Below are 15,103 nucleotides of genomic sequence, written 5' to 3'. Positions count from 1 at the left end.
CAGTGTCATGTCACGCGAGGCCGAGGTCCTCGTGGTCGACGACGGCGAGGACGCGGACGCACTCGGCCTGTGCCTCACGGCACGCGAGTTCCAGGCCCGCACCGTCGAGACCCTCACCAGCGCCCGTCACCAGCTCGACGGACACGTCGAGTGCGTGGTCTGTGGGTCGCTCGCCGACCGGACCGTCACGGAACTCGTGGCGACCCTCGGCCGGTACGAGGCCCCGGTCGTGTACGTCTACGAGGACGACGAGGCCGCGACGACCGCCCTCGACGTGGGGGCCGCGGCGACGGTCCCCCGGGGCGACCCGACCGCCGACTGGGGCGACCACCTCGCGGCGACCGTCGACAGCGTCGCCGGCGGCCAGCAGGGCAGCGACGCCGGCACGTCGCTGGCGAGTGCCGCCCTCGAGGAGTTGCGCGACGTCTTCTTCGTCTTCGACCTCGACGGGAACTTCCTCCGGTGGAACCGCACGCTCACCGAGGTGACGGGCTACACCGACGCCGAGGTCGCGGCGATGGTGCCGACCGACTTCGTCCCCGAGGACGAACGCGAGACCATCGAGAACGCCATCGGGCGCGTCGTGATGCAGGGCAAGGCGTCGGAGACGGCCCACCTGCTGACGAAAGCCGGCGAGGAACGCCCCTACGAGTTCACGGCGTCGCTGCTCGACGACGGTGGGACACAGGCCATCTGTGGCATCGGTCGGGACATCCGGGACCGCCGGCGGCGCGAGGCCGAACTCGAGGAGCAGGCCGAGCGACTCGAGACGCTGCACCGGGTCAACGACGTCATCCGCCGGGTGACGAGCACGCTCGTCCGGACGGACTCGCGCGAGGAGATCGAGCAGACGCTCTGTGACCAGTTCGCCGCGGCCGACCCCTACGCGTTCGCCTGGGTCGGGGAGTACGACCCGGCGACCGACCGGGTCGAGCCGACCGCCTGGGCGGGTGACGGCGCCGACTACCTGGAGGACCGCCCGGCCGCGGACGAGCTCCGCGGCGAGGACGTGACCGCGGGGACGGCCGTCAGGGAGCGCAGCATCAGGTTCGCCCAGAACATCTCCGAGGACCCCGTGGCCCACGCCTGGCGGCGGGCGGCCCTCGAACGCGGCTACGAGTCCGCCGCGGCCATCCCGCTGGTCTACGACGACGTGGTGTACGGTTGCCTCTGCGTGTACGCGCCCCGGCCGTTCGCCTTCGAGGAGCTGGAACGGACCGTGCTGGCCGAACTCGGGGAGACGGTCGGCCACGCCATCCGGGCCGCCGAGACGCGCAAGGCACTGGTGAGCGACACCCGGACGGAACTCACCTTCGCGGTCACCGACCCCGACGAGTTCCTCGTGCAGGTCGCCCACGAGACCGACGCGAGGCTCGAACTCACCGGGACCGTCAGCAACCCCGACGGGTCGGTCTCGGAGCTGTTCGCGGTGCGGGGTGCGGCCCTGGCGGACCTCGAGGCCCTCGTCGAGGCGGCCCCGGCGACGGTCGAGATACTGGCCGAGCGCGACGCCGAGGCGCTGGTCCGGGTGGTCGTCGACGGCGACTCCGTCGTCGAGGCCATCGCGGACGTGGGCGGGTCGGTCCGGAGCGTCCGCGTCGGCGACGGCGAGTGCCGCATCGTGGCCGACGTACCGACCGACGCCGACGTCTCGACCGTCCTCGACCGCGTCTCCGGGGTCCTCGACGTGGAGTTGCTCTCCCAGCGCGAGGTCGAGCGCGGGGCCACGAGCGACGTGGCCTACCGGGCCGCCATCGAGCAGTCGCTGACCGACCGGCAGTCCGAGGTGCTGGAGACGGCCTACCGGGCCGGCTTCTTCGACTGGCCCCGCGAGACCTCCGGCGACGAGATGGCCGACCTCCTCGGCGTGACGCCGCCGACCTTCCACCAGCACGTCCGGGTCGCCGAGCAGAAACTGCTCGACGCCCTGTTCGACGGCGACCCCACCGACCACCTAACTTGATTAGGTATCCAGTGTCGCCGATAGGTACTGGTGAGAACCGAACAGTACACCGCCTGTTTTGGCCACCTACAGGCCCTGTAACACTCATTTGGACGCGTTTGTCACAATCACTTTTGAATCCTGCATCGACGTTCGGGATGGACCACCATGGGACACGAGAACAGTGGTAAACCGCACGACGTGGCAGAGACAGTTTCGAACGAGACGGCGCGGACCGGCGGCGAAGATGTCGCTTCGCGTGATATTTGGTCTCGGCTTCAACAGGGCGTCACTGCACTGGGAGGACGTGGCATGACACGCGACGACGGCACGAACCTCTCACGACGGAACTTCCTGCGGTCGACAGGGACGCTCGCTGCAGCAGGCCTGCTCGGAGCCGGCGCGACCGGGTCCGCGGCGGCCGCGACCGGCGAACTGGACCCCGACTTCTTCAACTGGCGGGCCCGCGAGGCCAGCCGCGTCTGGGACCGCGGCTACCGCGGGCGGCCTGACCGCACCATCGCACTGACCGACTCCGGTATCGAAGCACGGCATCCAGACCTCGGGCCGTGGAACGGGGTCCGGGCGACGGTCCGGAACGGCGACCTCGTCATCCCGAAGTCGGAGCGAGAACGCATCGACCTCGCCGGCGAGGGCGAGTCCTTCTCGGGCACCATCGGGCCGGGCACGTTCGCGGACCCGACGACGAAGACCCACGAGTTCACCACGCCGACAGACGCCGAGGGCATCGACGTGACGATGACCTGGACGCCCGGCGACGTCGACGGGAACGGCGAGGACCTCGAGCTGTACCTCGACAGGCAGACCGAGGACGGCTGGGAGCGCGTCGCCGCCTCGACGACCGGTAGCCAGCCCGAGGCCATCGACAACTACGTGAAGTCGGGCCACACCTACCGGTTCGTCGTCGAGACGTGGCTGAACGTCACGGCCGAGTACGAGATCTCGGCCGGCTACTACGCGTTCGAGGGCGAGTTCGAGGCGGCCGACCCGAGCGTCGTCTTCGAGGACGTCGGGACCACCGCGGACGACCCGAAGACGGTCGGCTGGTTCGACGAGGGCACGCGCTACGGTCTCCACGAGAAGCCACGTGACCCGAACGGCCACGGGAGCCACTGCGCGTCCATCATGGGCGGGACGGGGCGGGCGAGCGCCATCGACCCCGAGACCGTCACGACCGAGGCCCCCGGCGAGGTGCTCGCGCTCGGTGACACGCGCCAGTACGAGGTGCAGGCTGAAGCCGGGACGGGCGTGTTCGGCTCGGCGTACGGCACCGCCATCGAACTCCTCATCGAGGGGCCCGACGGGCAGGAACTCGACGCGGCCACGCTCACCAGCGACTCGGGCATCACCGACAACGTCGTCGTGGAGGCCCCGGCCGAGCAGTCCGGGACCTACACCGTCATCGCCCGCGCCAGCGGCGGCGAACTCGTCTCCTCGGGCGACCTGGAGTCCATCAGCGTCGGCGCGTTCACCGACCCGCAGGACACGAACGGCGACCGCACCGGGTCCCCGGTCGGGCTCCACACCGGTGTCGCGCCGAACCAGAGCCTCGTCGGCCTGCAGGGTCTCTCCGGCCCGACCGGCCACCTCGCCGACCACGCCGAGGCCTTCGCGGACATGTTCAACATGCGCGCCGTGAACATGTCGTGGGGCTACGTCGGCGGGCTTCCGCTCGGCTCGGTGGGTGGCATCCTCGACTCCATCCCGGCCGGCATCAAGGACATCGCCCAGGCCGGCATCCTCACCTGTGCCGCGGCCGGTAACGCGGCCACCCCGGCCAACGGGAACGGCTCACCCGCCATCGCGGACGAGTGCATCTCGGTGACCGCGACCGGCCCCCTCGACGGCCTCAGCGCGTACTCCTCGGGCGGACTCGGCGCGCTCGACGAGGACGAACTCGACCAGTACATGAAACCCGACGTATCCGCACCGGGCGGCTACGTCGACGACCTCATCAACGCGGCGCTCACGGGTGACGCGAACGCGGCCGAGTCCGAGCAGCCCGCCATCCGCGACTACACGGGCAAGGCCGGTACCTCGATGGCGACGCCCTTCACGACCGGCGTGGCCGGCCTCGTCTCGCAGGCGATGGAGGAGGACGCCCCGGCGAGCATCGCGCTCCCGGCCCCGGCCGCCGCCGACCTCGACGACGTCTACCGGCTCAAGCAGGTCCTGCTCGCGACCGCCAGCGAGACGGCCTTCACCGCCGCACCGTTCCACCGCGCCCACCCGGCGACCTACGAGTTCGGCGGCCGCGACCCCTACGAGGGCTTCGGCCGGGTGAACCCCGACGCCGCGGTCGACGCGGTCACGCGCGAACTCTCCGGCAGTTCCGACGAGGTGCTGGGCCTGAACCTGCCCGAGGACAGCCGCGCGGTCGCGGGCCACGTCCAGGCCGGCCCCGGCACGGTCGAGGCGAGCGTGAGCTTCGAGTACTACTCGGGCGGCAACAAGGGCCAGACCAAGGGCGCCCCCCACGTGGACCTGTTCGTCTACGACGCCGAGGAGCCGGCGCAGTACGGCGAACCCAACATCGTCGCCCGGGCGCAGGGCCTGCAGGGCGACGCCAGCGCGACCGTCTCGCTCCCGCGGGACAGCGAAACACGGACGTTCTACGTGGTCGCGAAGCTCGTGGACGTCCCCGGCGCGGTCAACGGCGACGACGTGCAGGCACACTGCACGCTCGACGTCTCGGTCGAGGACGGCTTCTTCGTCTCCGGCACGCGCGAGGACGACGGCTCGGTGTTCACCGGCGGCCAGACCAACCAGGTGACGGTGACCGCGAACCCATCCACGGACAGCCAGGTCCGGGACGTGATCCCGACCTCGTGGACCGTCCTCACGGACTACTCCGACGACGTCGAGCGCGTCGAGGTGAGCAACGGCGTCCAGTACGTCTACTTCACCGAGAGGGCGACCGCCGACACCGAGACGAGCTACACCTACTTCGCGGAGGCCCCGGACAACGTCTCGGCCTCCGACGCCTACCAGTTCGGGCCACAGGAGGTGAAGCCGGGCGAGGCCCGCGGCTGGGTGGCGGTCTCCGGCACCGGCGAGACCAACTACGTGGTCGCCCAGTCGACCTGAGGCTCCTGTCCAGGCTCCCGATGACCCGCCCCGCCGCCACGACGGCCCCGGGCTGACCCCCCACGAGTCCCGGGGACTGTCGAGGGGACACGATGGGCCACCGCCCCGTGCCACAGGGCGGCCGGCCCGCCGACGACCGGCGGCTGCGACGGCGGCGAGGGAACCTGTCGACGGGACGCGGCAGCCGGACGCCACGGCTGCCACCCCCTTCCCCCTTCTGCGACGGGCCACCGACGACCCATAGCCCACCAGACCCACGACGATTCCAGACAGCGAGACACCACCAGTACCCCATCCATGACAGACGACGACACGACACACGGTTCCGCGACACGCGACTCACGGGCACGACTCGACCGGCGAACGTTCCTCACGGCGACCGCCGGCCTGGCCGGCGCGGCCGCGCTCCCCCTCGCTGGGGGCGTGGGCGCTGCGGCCGCCGCGACCGACACCAGCGTCCTCGACGACGCCTTCGACCTCTCGGGCGACGCGCCCATCGAGGGCATCGTCGTCTTCGACTCGCGCGAGTCGATGGACCGACTGGACGACCTCGACCTGCAGGCCGGGAGACACGAGTACCGCGAGTTGCCGATGACCTACACCGCGCTGACGCCGGACCAGCTCACCACGGTCGCGGGCTGGGACGGCGTCAGGCGCGTGAAGAAGGCCGAGGAACTGGAGTGGTTCACCGACGACTCCCGCGAGCTGACGGGCGTCGACGTGGTCCAGGACGAACTCGGCTACGACGGCTCCTCGGTCGACGCGGTCGTCATCGACTCCGGGTTCAGCGGCCCCCACCCCGACTTCGAGGGGCGGCTCGAGTCGAACTGGCAGTGGGTGGACGAACCGCTCGAATCGCGGGACGCGGCCTGGCTCGACCTCGGCGCCGGCGCCGACACCGACGACATCGGCCACGGGACCCACTGCTCGGGCATCGTCGCGGGCGACGGGAGCGCCAGCGAGGGCCAGTACCGCGGGAACGCCCCGGGCGCCCGGCTGTCGGTCTACTCCACGAACACCGCGGTCTACCTGCCCTACGTCGTCGGCGCGTGGGACCACATGCTCTCGCGGGCCCGCGACCCCGACGTGGACTTCGACCCCGACGTGGTGTCGAACTCCTACGGGGTGGCCCGCGACGTGCGATACAACCCGAACGACCCGGTCAACGTCGCCTCCTGGGTGGCCTTCACCGACGGCATCGTCCCCGTCTTCGCCGCGGGCAACTCGGGCCCCGACGCCGACACGCTCTCGCGCTTCGCGAAGGCACCCCACGTGCTCTGTGTGGCGGCGACCAACGACCAGCGTTCGGTCACGGACTTCTCCTCGCGGGGACGCACCCCCGACGAGGACCGCGAGACCAACTACGACCGGGCGACCGCCCTCTGGCGGCTCTGGCGGTACCACGCCGCGGTCGACTCGGGACAGTTCCTCGTCGACGTGGGGACCTGGACCGGCGAGGTCGGCCCGGCGGCGACGGGCGACGTCCAGACGGACAGCGACTTCTGGGAGTGGGAGGCGCCCGCGAACGCCGACATGCTGGAGCTCACGCTGGACATCGACCCCGACGGCGAGCAGGTGCGCGTCTCGGTCCACGAGGGGTCGCGCGACGGCACCGTCATCGCCCAGATGGGCGAGGAACCGGTCCACCAACATCGCACCCTGGCCACGGACATCGCGGGCGGCGAGACGTACTACGTCGAGGTCGAGCCGATGGTCTCGGTCACGGTCTCGTACACCATCGACTACGAGGGCATCGAGGAGCTGGGCGGCGAGCCGACCCGGTACCGCCCGGTCGGGCTCTACCGCCCCGGCGTCGCCATCCCCGGCGACTCCATCATGGCCACGGTCGGCCCGACGGACTCGCTGGACGCGCTCGAACCCGACGCCGAGCCGTACTACACGCCGATGACCGGGACGAGCATGGCCTGCCCGAACGCGGCCGGGGTCTGCGCCCTCGTCATCGACGCGGCCCGCCAGAACGGCCACGAGCCGCACCCCATCGAGGTCATCAACACGGTCGAGGCCACCGCCAGGGACCGCCAGACGGCCTACACGCCCTGGAACGCCGGCGCGGGCTTCGTCGACGCCGCGGCCGCGGTCCGGCGGGCCGAGTCCGGCGACTTCGCGCACTTCCACGAGACCGACCTCGTGGACGCGGACACGCCGGCGTGGCTCTCGGTCGCCGGCTCGCGGGACGACGACGGCTCGACGTTCACCGCCGGCCAGACCAACGAGGTCGCGGTGACCGTCGGCGCCGTGAGCCACACCGCCGCGGTCCGGGACACGGTCCCGGCCGAGTGGACCGTCCTCGCCGACGTATCCGACGACGTGAGCCACGTCGAACCGGCCGGGGACGTCCAGCACGTCCACTTCGACGCGAGCGTGGCTCCCGACGACGACGCCCGGACGTTCCGGTACCTCGTCGAGGCGCCCAGCGAGAGCGAGGACACCGGGACCTACACCTTCGGCCCCGCGGCCGCCCGGAGCGACCGGACCGACGACGACTGGGTCGGCTTCGGCGGGACCGAGACGAACGCGGTCGTCGCCGAGGAGACGTAGGCAGCCAGCACCGCCCGCGAACCGCACTCGACCCGATATCCCATGACAGACCGCACGGACGACGGCTTCGACCGACGTACAGTTATCAGGACGGCCGCCGCGAGCGCCCTCGGCCTCGCCGCCACCGGGACCGCCAGCGCCCACGACGGACTGGGGTCCAGCGACTCCAGCACGTCCAGCGGCGACCACGACCACACCGACCCGGCCCAGCACACCGACAGCGAGACCGTCGAGAAACTGGACTACCACAGCCTCGGCGGTGTCGGCACCTCCAGCAACGCCGGGACCGCCGACGACCCACACTACGGTGCCATCACGGAGATCCGGACCCACGGCGACTTCGCCTACGTCGGGTTCTTCTCCTCGGACGACCCGACGAACGACCGCGGCATGGCCATCCTCGATATCTCCGACTTCACGAACGCCGAGTCGTTCACCGAACTGCGGAACGCCGAACTCTCGGTGCTCTCGTTCGTCCGCAACGACGACGCGGCCGCGGCCGTGATGGACGTGAAGGTCTCGGCCGACGGCGCCTACGTCTTCCTCTCGAAGCAGCCCTACACCGCGCTGTTCAACGAGACGGACCCGACGCCCGGCACCGACGGGGAATCGACCGACGCGACCGCCGGCAGCGTCGTCGCCGTCGACGTGCGCGACAAGGGCAACCCGGAGGTCGTCGGTGCGTACACCGCCTGGACGACCGGGAGCCACAACGCCACCTACCACCGGGTCGGCGGCGAGGACTACGTCTTCGCCTGCAAGGACCTCGACGCCGACGGGACCGCCGGCCTCTACGTGCTGCACTTCGACCGTGCGACCGGCCAGTTCACGCTGGTGAACCGCTGGACCATCGACGGCGACGGCGGCCTCGGCACCGGCGGCACGAAGTACATCCACGACATCACCATCCAGGACGACCCGCGGACCGGGACACCCACCGGGTACCTCTCGTACTGGGACCTCGGGTTGCGGGTGCTCGACCTCTCGGACCCGGCGAACATCGAAGAGATCGGCCGGTTCGAGATGGACCGGGCGCACTACGCCGAACCCGCGCCGCGGCTGCTCGACGGCCGGCGGGTCGTCGTCGCCGGACAGGAGACCCCGAGCGTCGACGGCGGCTCCTCGGGCAAACTGTACCTGCTCGACGCCGACGGCCTCGACGAGGGGTACGACGGCTCGCCCAACCTGGCCGAACTGGACTCGTGGGAACTCCACGCCGAGACCAGCTTCCAGAACTTCACCCTGAGCCCCCACAACTTCGACGTGACCGAGGACGGCTGGGTCCACCTCGCCCACTACCACGGCGGGGTCCGGTACCTCGACGTCGACACCGATATCTGGCAACTCCGGGAGGAGGGCTACTACCTCCCCCACGAGGACGTGCCCGCGGACTCGAAGATGGAGGGCCTGAACTCGGCCACCCCGTTCACCTGGGGTGCGGTCGAGCGCGACGGCATCACCTTCGCCGCGGACATCAACACCGGCGTCTACGCGCTCCGGCACGAGTACATCCCGTTCGACGCCGACGGCGGCACCAGCGTCGCCGCCGAGCGCGAGGACGACGGCTCGACGTTCACCGCCGGCCAGACCAACCAGGTCGACCTCACCGTCGCGACCGACACCGAGGTCCGGGTCCGCGACGAGATTCCGGCCGAGTGGAGCGTCGTCGGCGGTGACGCGACCACCACTGAGACGGTCAACGACCGGACCACGGTCACCTTCGACCTGCCGACCGACGGCGGCGAACTCACCTACTTCGCGGAGGCCCCCGGCGGCCTCGAGAACACGCGGACGTACACCTTCGGCCCCGTCTCCTACAGCACCGACGGCGGCGAGACGTGGACCCCACTCGCCGGAACGACCGAGGACAACACGGTGCTCGGTGTCTCCTCGGGCGGCCTCGGTGCCCTCGGCGTCGTCGGCGCCGGAAGCGCGGCCTACCGGGTCCGCGACCGCCTCTTCGGGTCCCTGCCGGGGGTCGACCTCGACCACGGCGCCCGCGAGGGGGAAGACTCCTGACGCTGGGCCCCGGAGGGCCACCCGTGCGACGAATCCACGGCGTCCCGGTCTTCGGCGTCTCGGTCGACCCCGAGACGCGGTGTGCCCACTACGACACCCGACGCGACGTGGTCGCCCTGCGCTTCGCCTGCTGCGACCGGTACTACCCGTGTTTCCGGTGCCACGAGGCCGTCGCGGACCACGACCCCGACCGCATCCCGCGGGCCGAGTTCGACCAGCCGGGCGTGCTCTGTGGCGCCTGTGGGACCGAACTGACGGTGACCGAGTACCGCGAGTGCGACGACGCCTGCCCCGACTGCGGACACGCGTTCAACCCCGGCTGTGCGAAGCACGCGGACCGGTACTTCGCGGTCGATGGGGAGGGTGGGTGAAGCCGGCCGGATACGAGACTGACCTTCTGGGTGGCGCGCGGGGACTCGCGTGTCTCAGACCGCGAGTCGGTAGCGCGCGAGGGATGAGCACCGCAGCGAAGTGGAGCACGGCGGAACGAAGCGAGGAGCACAATCGGCTGGGGAGGGTGTGGTTTCGGAGCTGTGCGGGGTGGGTTCGGGTGCGGTCTTTCGTTCCGCCAGCGCGAGTTACGTAGGCCACCAGACGTCCAGAGGCCACCAGACGTCCAGAGACCACCAGACGTCCGGAGGCCACCAGACGTCCGGCGCCAGCCACACGTCTGTGAGACTTCCCCCATCGACTCCTCCGAACACCAGCCATGATTCGCGAATCTCTCCAGCGACCCCGACCCCACCACAGAATCCCACACTTTCCACGGACCATCCACGCACCCCGCACCCACCACGTTTCCAGCTGGTTCCCTGAAAACCCAGGCCGCGGCCGTCGCTGGACCAAAAAGGTTGTAGCAGCCTGGGGGCTACTGTCTGGCGAACGACCATCCCGTCATGAACAGCAGGAAACACGTCTTCACCACGGTCGCCCTCGCGCTCCTCGTCGCCCTCGCCGGCTGTAGTGCCTTCGTCGGCACACCGACCGACGACGGCGACGACGACTCCCCGGAAGGGAAGGAGATCAAGGCCGACGCGGTGAACCAGATGCAGTCGGTCCACGCCTACAACTACTCGATGGTCACGGTCGTCGAGTTCTCCGACAACGAGCTGCGCACCGAGTCCAGCGGGACGGTGAACATCAGCGCCCAGCGCATGGCCGCGACGAACGTCGTCACCGCCGTCCGGACGAACTCGACGCAGACGCGCTCGTTCTCCGAGGCGTACATCTTCGGCGAGCAGCAGTGTCTGTTCATCGACGACGAGTGGAGCCAGTCCGACGTCGACCGCAGCCCGTGGCGCGCGAACGCCACCCTCGGCGCCCAGCAGGAGATCCTCAACAACTCCGAGACGACGCTGCGCAACGGCACCCTGAACGGACAGGACGTCTACGTCATCGAGGTCAGACCGAACCAGGAGGCCATCCAGCAACTGGTCGGCAACGACACCGGGAACGTCGACTTCGGCGAGGTGACCTACCGCCAGTACATCGACAAGGACTCGAAGAACCTCCTGCAGTCGACGATGAACGCGACCTACGTGGTCAACGGCCGGGCGGCCAATCTCAGCGTGAAGATGTCCTTCTCGGACTACAACACGACCCACGAGATCGAACTGCCCAGGGCTGCGGGCGGGAAGAACAGGCCCTGCGCCGGGATGAACGGTACGGCCGGGTCGAACCGCGTCGTCGCGCTGGCCTGAAACCGATAGCCGACGCCCGATTCTAGAGGTTCTCGTTCTGGTAACTGCCGTCGTACTCGTCCTCGTGGTCCGCCTCCGCCAGCACCAGCTGGGCGATGCGGGCGCCCTCCTCCAGCTCGATGTCGTGGTGGACCTGTAGCAGTCCCTCGCCGCGGCCCTCGTAGCCGGCGTCCCAGACCGCCGTGTTCAGCATGCAGGAGTTCCGCAGGAGCGACGAGCGCGGGTAGAGGAAGCCGACGTGGCCCTCGGGAATGTGGATGCGCTCGGCGTAGCGGACGACGTAGCCGCCGGGTTCGAGGTAGTGCGTCGGCGGCGAGTCGTCCTCGTACTGGTCGGGTTCGAGTTCGCTCCGGGCACCGACCTCCTTGCCGTCGCGGCCGATGCGACCCGGCTCGCGCTGTTCGAACACGGCGTCCAGCGTCAGGTCGACGCCGTTGGGCTGGACCTGCTCGTCTGTCGTCGGTGTCACGTGCTCTGCGACGAAGGCGCCTGCGCGGTGCATACGCGAGTCTTCCGGTGGAGTGGAATGTAGCTTGCGAGTTCGGACCGCCACAGGAGGCCGGCGGGGCATAAAAATCTGACTCCCAGGACCGGTCGGATCACCCGCCGTCGACCGGGAGTTGCGAGCGCACACCGGGTCTGTCGCGCTGGTCGGCAAGCATTGCACGAACCGACAGCAGAGACGGCGAATTCTGCACGGTCTTCCATCCATAAACACGCGGGATTTATGGTTGCGGGAGGTCGATTCCAGCATGCTATGGGACAGACTCTTACCGAGAAGATTCTCGAGGAGCACCTCGTCGAAGGTGAACTCGAGACAGGAGAGGAGATCGGGATCGAGATCGACCAGGTCCTCACACAGGACACCACGGGGACCATGGTCTGGCTGCAGTTCGAGGCGATGGACCTGGACGAGGTCCAGACCGAGATCGCCGCCCAGTACTGCGACCACCAGACCTACCAGTTCGACTTCAAGAATACGGACGACCACCGCTTCCTCCGTTCCGCCGCGGGCACGTATGGCGCGTATTTCTCTCGCCCCGGGAACGGTATCTGCCACAACGTCCACAAGGAGAACTTCGCCGCACCCGGCAAGACGATGCTCGGGTCGGACTCCCACACGCCGACGCCCGGTGGCCTCGGCGAACTCGCCATCGGTGCCGGCGGTATCGACGTCGCCGTCGCCATGGGTGGCGCCCCGTACTACATCGAGATGCCGGAGGTCGTCAACGTCCGACTCGAGGGTGAACTCCCCGAGTGGTCCTCCGCGAAGGACGTCATCCTCGAGCTGCTCCGTCGCCTCTCCGTGAAAGGCGGCGTCGGCAAGGTGCTCGAGTACACCGGCCCCGGTGTCGACACGCTCACCGTACCGGAGCGCACCACCATCACCAACATGGGCACCGAACTCGGCGCGACCTCCTCCATCTTCCCGACCGACGAGAAGACGAAGGAGTACCTCGCAAAGCAGGACCGCGAGGAGGACTACGTCGAGATCGGCCCCGACGAGGACGCCGAGTACGCCGACGAGATCGTCGTCGACCTCTCGGACATCGAGCCGCTCATCGCGTGCCCGTCGATGCCCGACAACGTCGTGCCCGTCCGCGAGGTCGCGGGCGAGCAGGTCGAGCAGGTCATGGTCGGCTCCTGTACGAACGGTGGCTACGAGGACATCCTCCCGGCCGCGAAGATGGTCGAGGGTCGCGAGGTCAACAAGAAGACCGAGATGATCGTCGCACCCGGTTCGAAGCAGGCCTCCGAGCTGCTCGCCCGTGAGGGCTGGGTCGCGGAGATGATGGCGGCCGGCGTCAACTTCTCCGAGGCGACGTGTGGTGCCTGTATCGGCATCGGCCACGTCCCCGCCAGCGACTCCGTCTCCCTGCGTACCTTCAACCGCAACTTCGAGGGCCGCTCCGGCATCGAGGACGACAACGTCTACCTCTGCAGCCCCGAGGTCGCCGCGGCAGCCGCCATCAAGGGCGAAATCATCGACCCGCGCGACCTGGCCGACGAAGTCGGCGACATGGAGGCGCCCGACTACGTCCTCCCCGACAAGTACGACGGCTCGAAGGCAGACCTCATCACCCCCGACGAGGCCGTCGACGACGAGCTCGTCAAGGGCCCGAACATCGGCGACGTCCCGCTGAAGGACGAACTCGACGCCAAGCTCGAGGGCGAGGCACTGCTGAAGATGGACGACAACATCACGACCGACCACATCATCCCGGCGACCCAGGACATCCTGATGTACCGGTCGAACGTCCCGAAGCTCTCGGAGTTCACGCTCTCGCGCGTCGACGACACCTTCGCCGAGCGCGCGCTCGAGTCCGACGGCGGCTTCCTCGTCGCCGGCGAGAACTACGGGCAGGGCTCCTCGCGTGAGCACGCCGCGATGTGTCCGATGTACCTCGGCATCGAGGGCGTCTTCGCACAGAGCTTCGCGCGCATCCACCGCGCCAACCTGTTCAACTTCGGTATCGTGCCGTACCTCATCGACGAGGAGACGTACGAGAAGCTCGACCAGGGCGACGACATCGAGGTCGTCGACGACGTCCGCGAGGGCGTCGACTCCGGCCAGGAGGAGTTCACCGTCCGCGTCAACGACGACTGGGAGTTCACCGCGACGCTCGACGCCTCCGAGCGCGAGCGCGACATGCTCGCCCTCGGCGGCAAGCTGCCGTGGACGAAGCAGCAGGCGACCGGCGGCGACGCCGCACCTGCGGACGACTGAACGCACGGATCCCGATTTCCGCCATTCTTTCGACGCGCTGAAACCGCTCCAGTGCCGACTCCGTCCCGATGGACCAGCGCCAGAGTCTCGTCGCGGGTGGGCTGTTCACCGTCTGCGGCGTCGTCGCCTGGGCGACGGGCCTGCCGTTCGTCTTCCCGAGCCTGGGCCCGACCGCGTTCGTGCTCGCGACGGCGGCCGACCCCGGCCCCCGTCGGGTCGTCGGCGGCCACACCGTCGGGGCCATCGTCGGGTTCGCGGCGCACGCACTCCTCGCGCCGGGACTCGTCGCCACCACGCAGTTCGCCCCCTTCGCACCCGCGTCGGTCCGCCTCGCCCTCGCCGGTGCCCTCGCCGTGGCCGGCACGACCGCCGGGATGCGCCTGAGCGGGACCGTCCACCCGCCGGCGTGTGCCACGACGCTCATCCTGTCGCTGGGACTGCTGGGCCGACTCCGCGCCGTCGGCGTGGTCGTCGCCGCGGTCACGCTCCTCTACGTGACCTTCCGTCTGGGGAGGCACGTGATTGATAGGCACGGGGAGCGAACCTACCCCACGTGACGACCACGGCCCCCAACCCCTCGAACGACGTGACCATCCGGCCGGCCGAGCAGGCGGACCTGCTGGCGGTCTACCGCATCGAGAAGTCGTCGTTCCCGCAGCCGTGGCCCTTCGACGCCTTCCAGCGCTTCCTCGACGCCCCGGGGTTCCTCGTCGCCACCGAGGGCCAGAAGGTGACCGGCTACGTCGTCGCCGACTGCATCCCGAACCACGGCCGCGGCATCGGCCACGTGAAGGACATCGCGGTCCATCCGAAACGCCGCGGGCAGGGCATCGGCCGACGCCTGCTCGCGCGAGCCATCGCGACGCTGGCCTCCCAGAACGCCACCTCCGTGAAACTCGAGGTGCGCGAGACCAACGACGTCGCGAAGGACCTCTACCGCGACTTCGGGTTCGAACCGCTCCGGCGCATCCCGCGGTACTACGACGACGGCGAGGCCGCACTCGTGATGGTCAAGGAACTGTAATCGAGGAAGCCACCGTTTTACGC

General features: G+C 69.5%; 10 protein-coding genes. 9 read left to right on the top strand and 1 reads right to left on the bottom strand.

Annotated elements, in window-relative coordinates:
* Nucleotides 1-7 precede the first annotated feature (7 nt).
* The 6 genes from NOV86_RS13830 (at nucleotide 8) to NOV86_RS13805 (ending at nucleotide 11,328) form a co-directional block, all read left to right on the top strand.
* The gene (locus tag NOV86_RS13830) at nucleotides 8-1,963 is read left to right on the top strand and encodes a bacterio-opsin activator domain-containing protein (RefSeq protein ID WP_267642124.1); all 1,956 of its coding nucleotides are present in this window, start codon (nucleotides 8-10) and stop codon (nucleotides 1,961-1,963) included.
* Nucleotides 1,964-2,254: 291 nt separating this feature from the next.
* Nucleotides 2,255-5,050: a S8 family serine peptidase gene (locus NOV86_RS13825; RefSeq protein ID WP_267642122.1), complete on the top strand. Its 2,796-nt coding sequence runs from the start codon at nucleotides 2,255-2,257 to the stop codon at nucleotides 5,048-5,050.
* Between the two features lie 297 nt (nucleotides 5,051-5,347).
* The gene (locus tag NOV86_RS13820) at nucleotides 5,348-7,609 is read left to right on the top strand and encodes a S8 family serine peptidase (protein ID WP_267642120.1); all 2,262 of its coding nucleotides are present in this window, start codon (nucleotides 5,348-5,350) and stop codon (nucleotides 7,607-7,609) included.
* Nucleotides 7,610-7,651: 42 nt separating this feature from the next.
* Nucleotides 7,652-9,628 carry an LVIVD repeat-containing protein gene (locus tag NOV86_RS13815; RefSeq protein ID WP_267642118.1) on the top strand — a complete coding sequence of 659 codons (1,977 nt, stop codon included), beginning with the start codon at nucleotides 7,652-7,654 and terminating at the stop codon, nucleotides 9,626-9,628.
* Between the two features lie 23 nt (nucleotides 9,629-9,651).
* On the top strand, nucleotides 9,652-9,999 hold the full coding sequence (locus NOV86_RS13810; RefSeq protein WP_267642116.1) for a CHY zinc finger protein: 348 nt from the start codon (nucleotides 9,652-9,654) through the stop codon (nucleotides 9,997-9,999).
* Between the two features lie 525 nt (nucleotides 10,000-10,524).
* Nucleotides 10,525-11,328 (top strand): LolA-like protein, encoded by an 804-nt coding sequence (locus NOV86_RS13805; RefSeq protein ID WP_267642114.1) that lies wholly within the window; start codon nucleotides 10,525-10,527, stop codon nucleotides 11,326-11,328.
* A 22-nt stretch (nucleotides 11,329-11,350) separates the two neighbouring features.
* On the opposite strand, the gene NOV86_RS13800 is transcribed toward NOV86_RS13805, so the two are convergent.
* Entirely contained in the window at nucleotides 11,351-11,830 is a 480-nt protein-coding gene (locus NOV86_RS13800; protein ID WP_267642112.1) for a deoxyuridine 5'-triphosphate nucleotidohydrolase, read from the bottom strand.
* Nucleotides 11,831-12,085: 255 nt separating this feature from the next.
* On the opposite strand from NOV86_RS13800, the gene NOV86_RS13795 reads away from it, so the two are divergent.
* The 3 genes from NOV86_RS13795 to rimI all read left to right on the top strand — a co-directional run bounded on the left by NOV86_RS13795 (nucleotide 12,086) and on the right by rimI (nucleotide 15,080).
* Nucleotides 12,086-14,056 (top strand): aconitate hydratase, encoded by a 1,971-nt coding sequence (locus NOV86_RS13795; protein WP_267642110.1) that lies wholly within the window; start codon nucleotides 12,086-12,088, stop codon nucleotides 14,054-14,056.
* A gap of 68 nt (nucleotides 14,057-14,124) precedes the next feature.
* Nucleotides 14,125-14,613, top strand: a complete 489-nt coding sequence (locus NOV86_RS13790) for an HPP family protein (RefSeq protein ID WP_267642108.1) — start codon at nucleotides 14,125-14,127, stop codon at nucleotides 14,611-14,613.
* A complete protein-coding gene (rimI, locus tag NOV86_RS13785) occupies nucleotides 14,610-15,080 on the top strand; it encodes a ribosomal protein S18-alanine N-acetyltransferase (RefSeq protein WP_267642106.1) in 471 nt (156 codons plus the stop codon). The genes NOV86_RS13790 and rimI overlap by 4 nt, the downstream gene beginning before the upstream one ends.
* Nucleotides 15,081-15,103 lie beyond the last annotated feature (23 nt).

Source organism: Haloarchaeobius amylolyticus, from assembly GCF_026616195.1.
GTDB lineage: Archaea > Halobacteriota > Halobacteria > Halobacteriales > Natrialbaceae > Haloarchaeobius > Haloarchaeobius amylolyticus.
This window is presented reverse-complemented; position numbering and strand designations above follow the sequence as displayed.

Bases quoted from the DNA above. Each gene is read 5' to 3' on its own strand.
- NOV86_RS13825 (WP_267642122.1), top strand. From the start codon at position 2,255: ATGACACGCGACGACGGCACGAACCTCTCACGACGGAACTTCCTGCGG.
- NOV86_RS13820 (WP_267642120.1), top strand. From the start codon at position 5,348: ATGACAGACGACGACACGACACACGGTTCCGCGACACGCGACTCACGG.
- NOV86_RS13830 (WP_267642124.1), top strand. From the start codon at position 8: ATGTCACGCGAGGCCGAGGTCCTCGTGGTCGACGACGGCGAGGACGCG.
- NOV86_RS13815 (WP_267642118.1), top strand. From the start codon at position 7,652: ATGACAGACCGCACGGACGACGGCTTCGACCGACGTACAGTTATCAGG.
- NOV86_RS13790 (WP_267642108.1), top strand. From the start codon at position 14,125: ATGGACCAGCGCCAGAGTCTCGTCGCGGGTGGGCTGTTCACCGTCTGC.
- NOV86_RS13800 (WP_267642112.1), bottom strand. From the start codon at position 11,830: ATGCACCGCGCAGGCGCCTTCGTCGCAGAGCACGTGACACCGACGACA.
- NOV86_RS13805 (WP_267642114.1), top strand. From the start codon at position 10,525: ATGAACAGCAGGAAACACGTCTTCACCACGGTCGCCCTCGCGCTCCTC.
- NOV86_RS13795 (WP_267642110.1), top strand. From the start codon at position 12,086: ATGGGACAGACTCTTACCGAGAAGATTCTCGAGGAGCACCTCGTCGAA.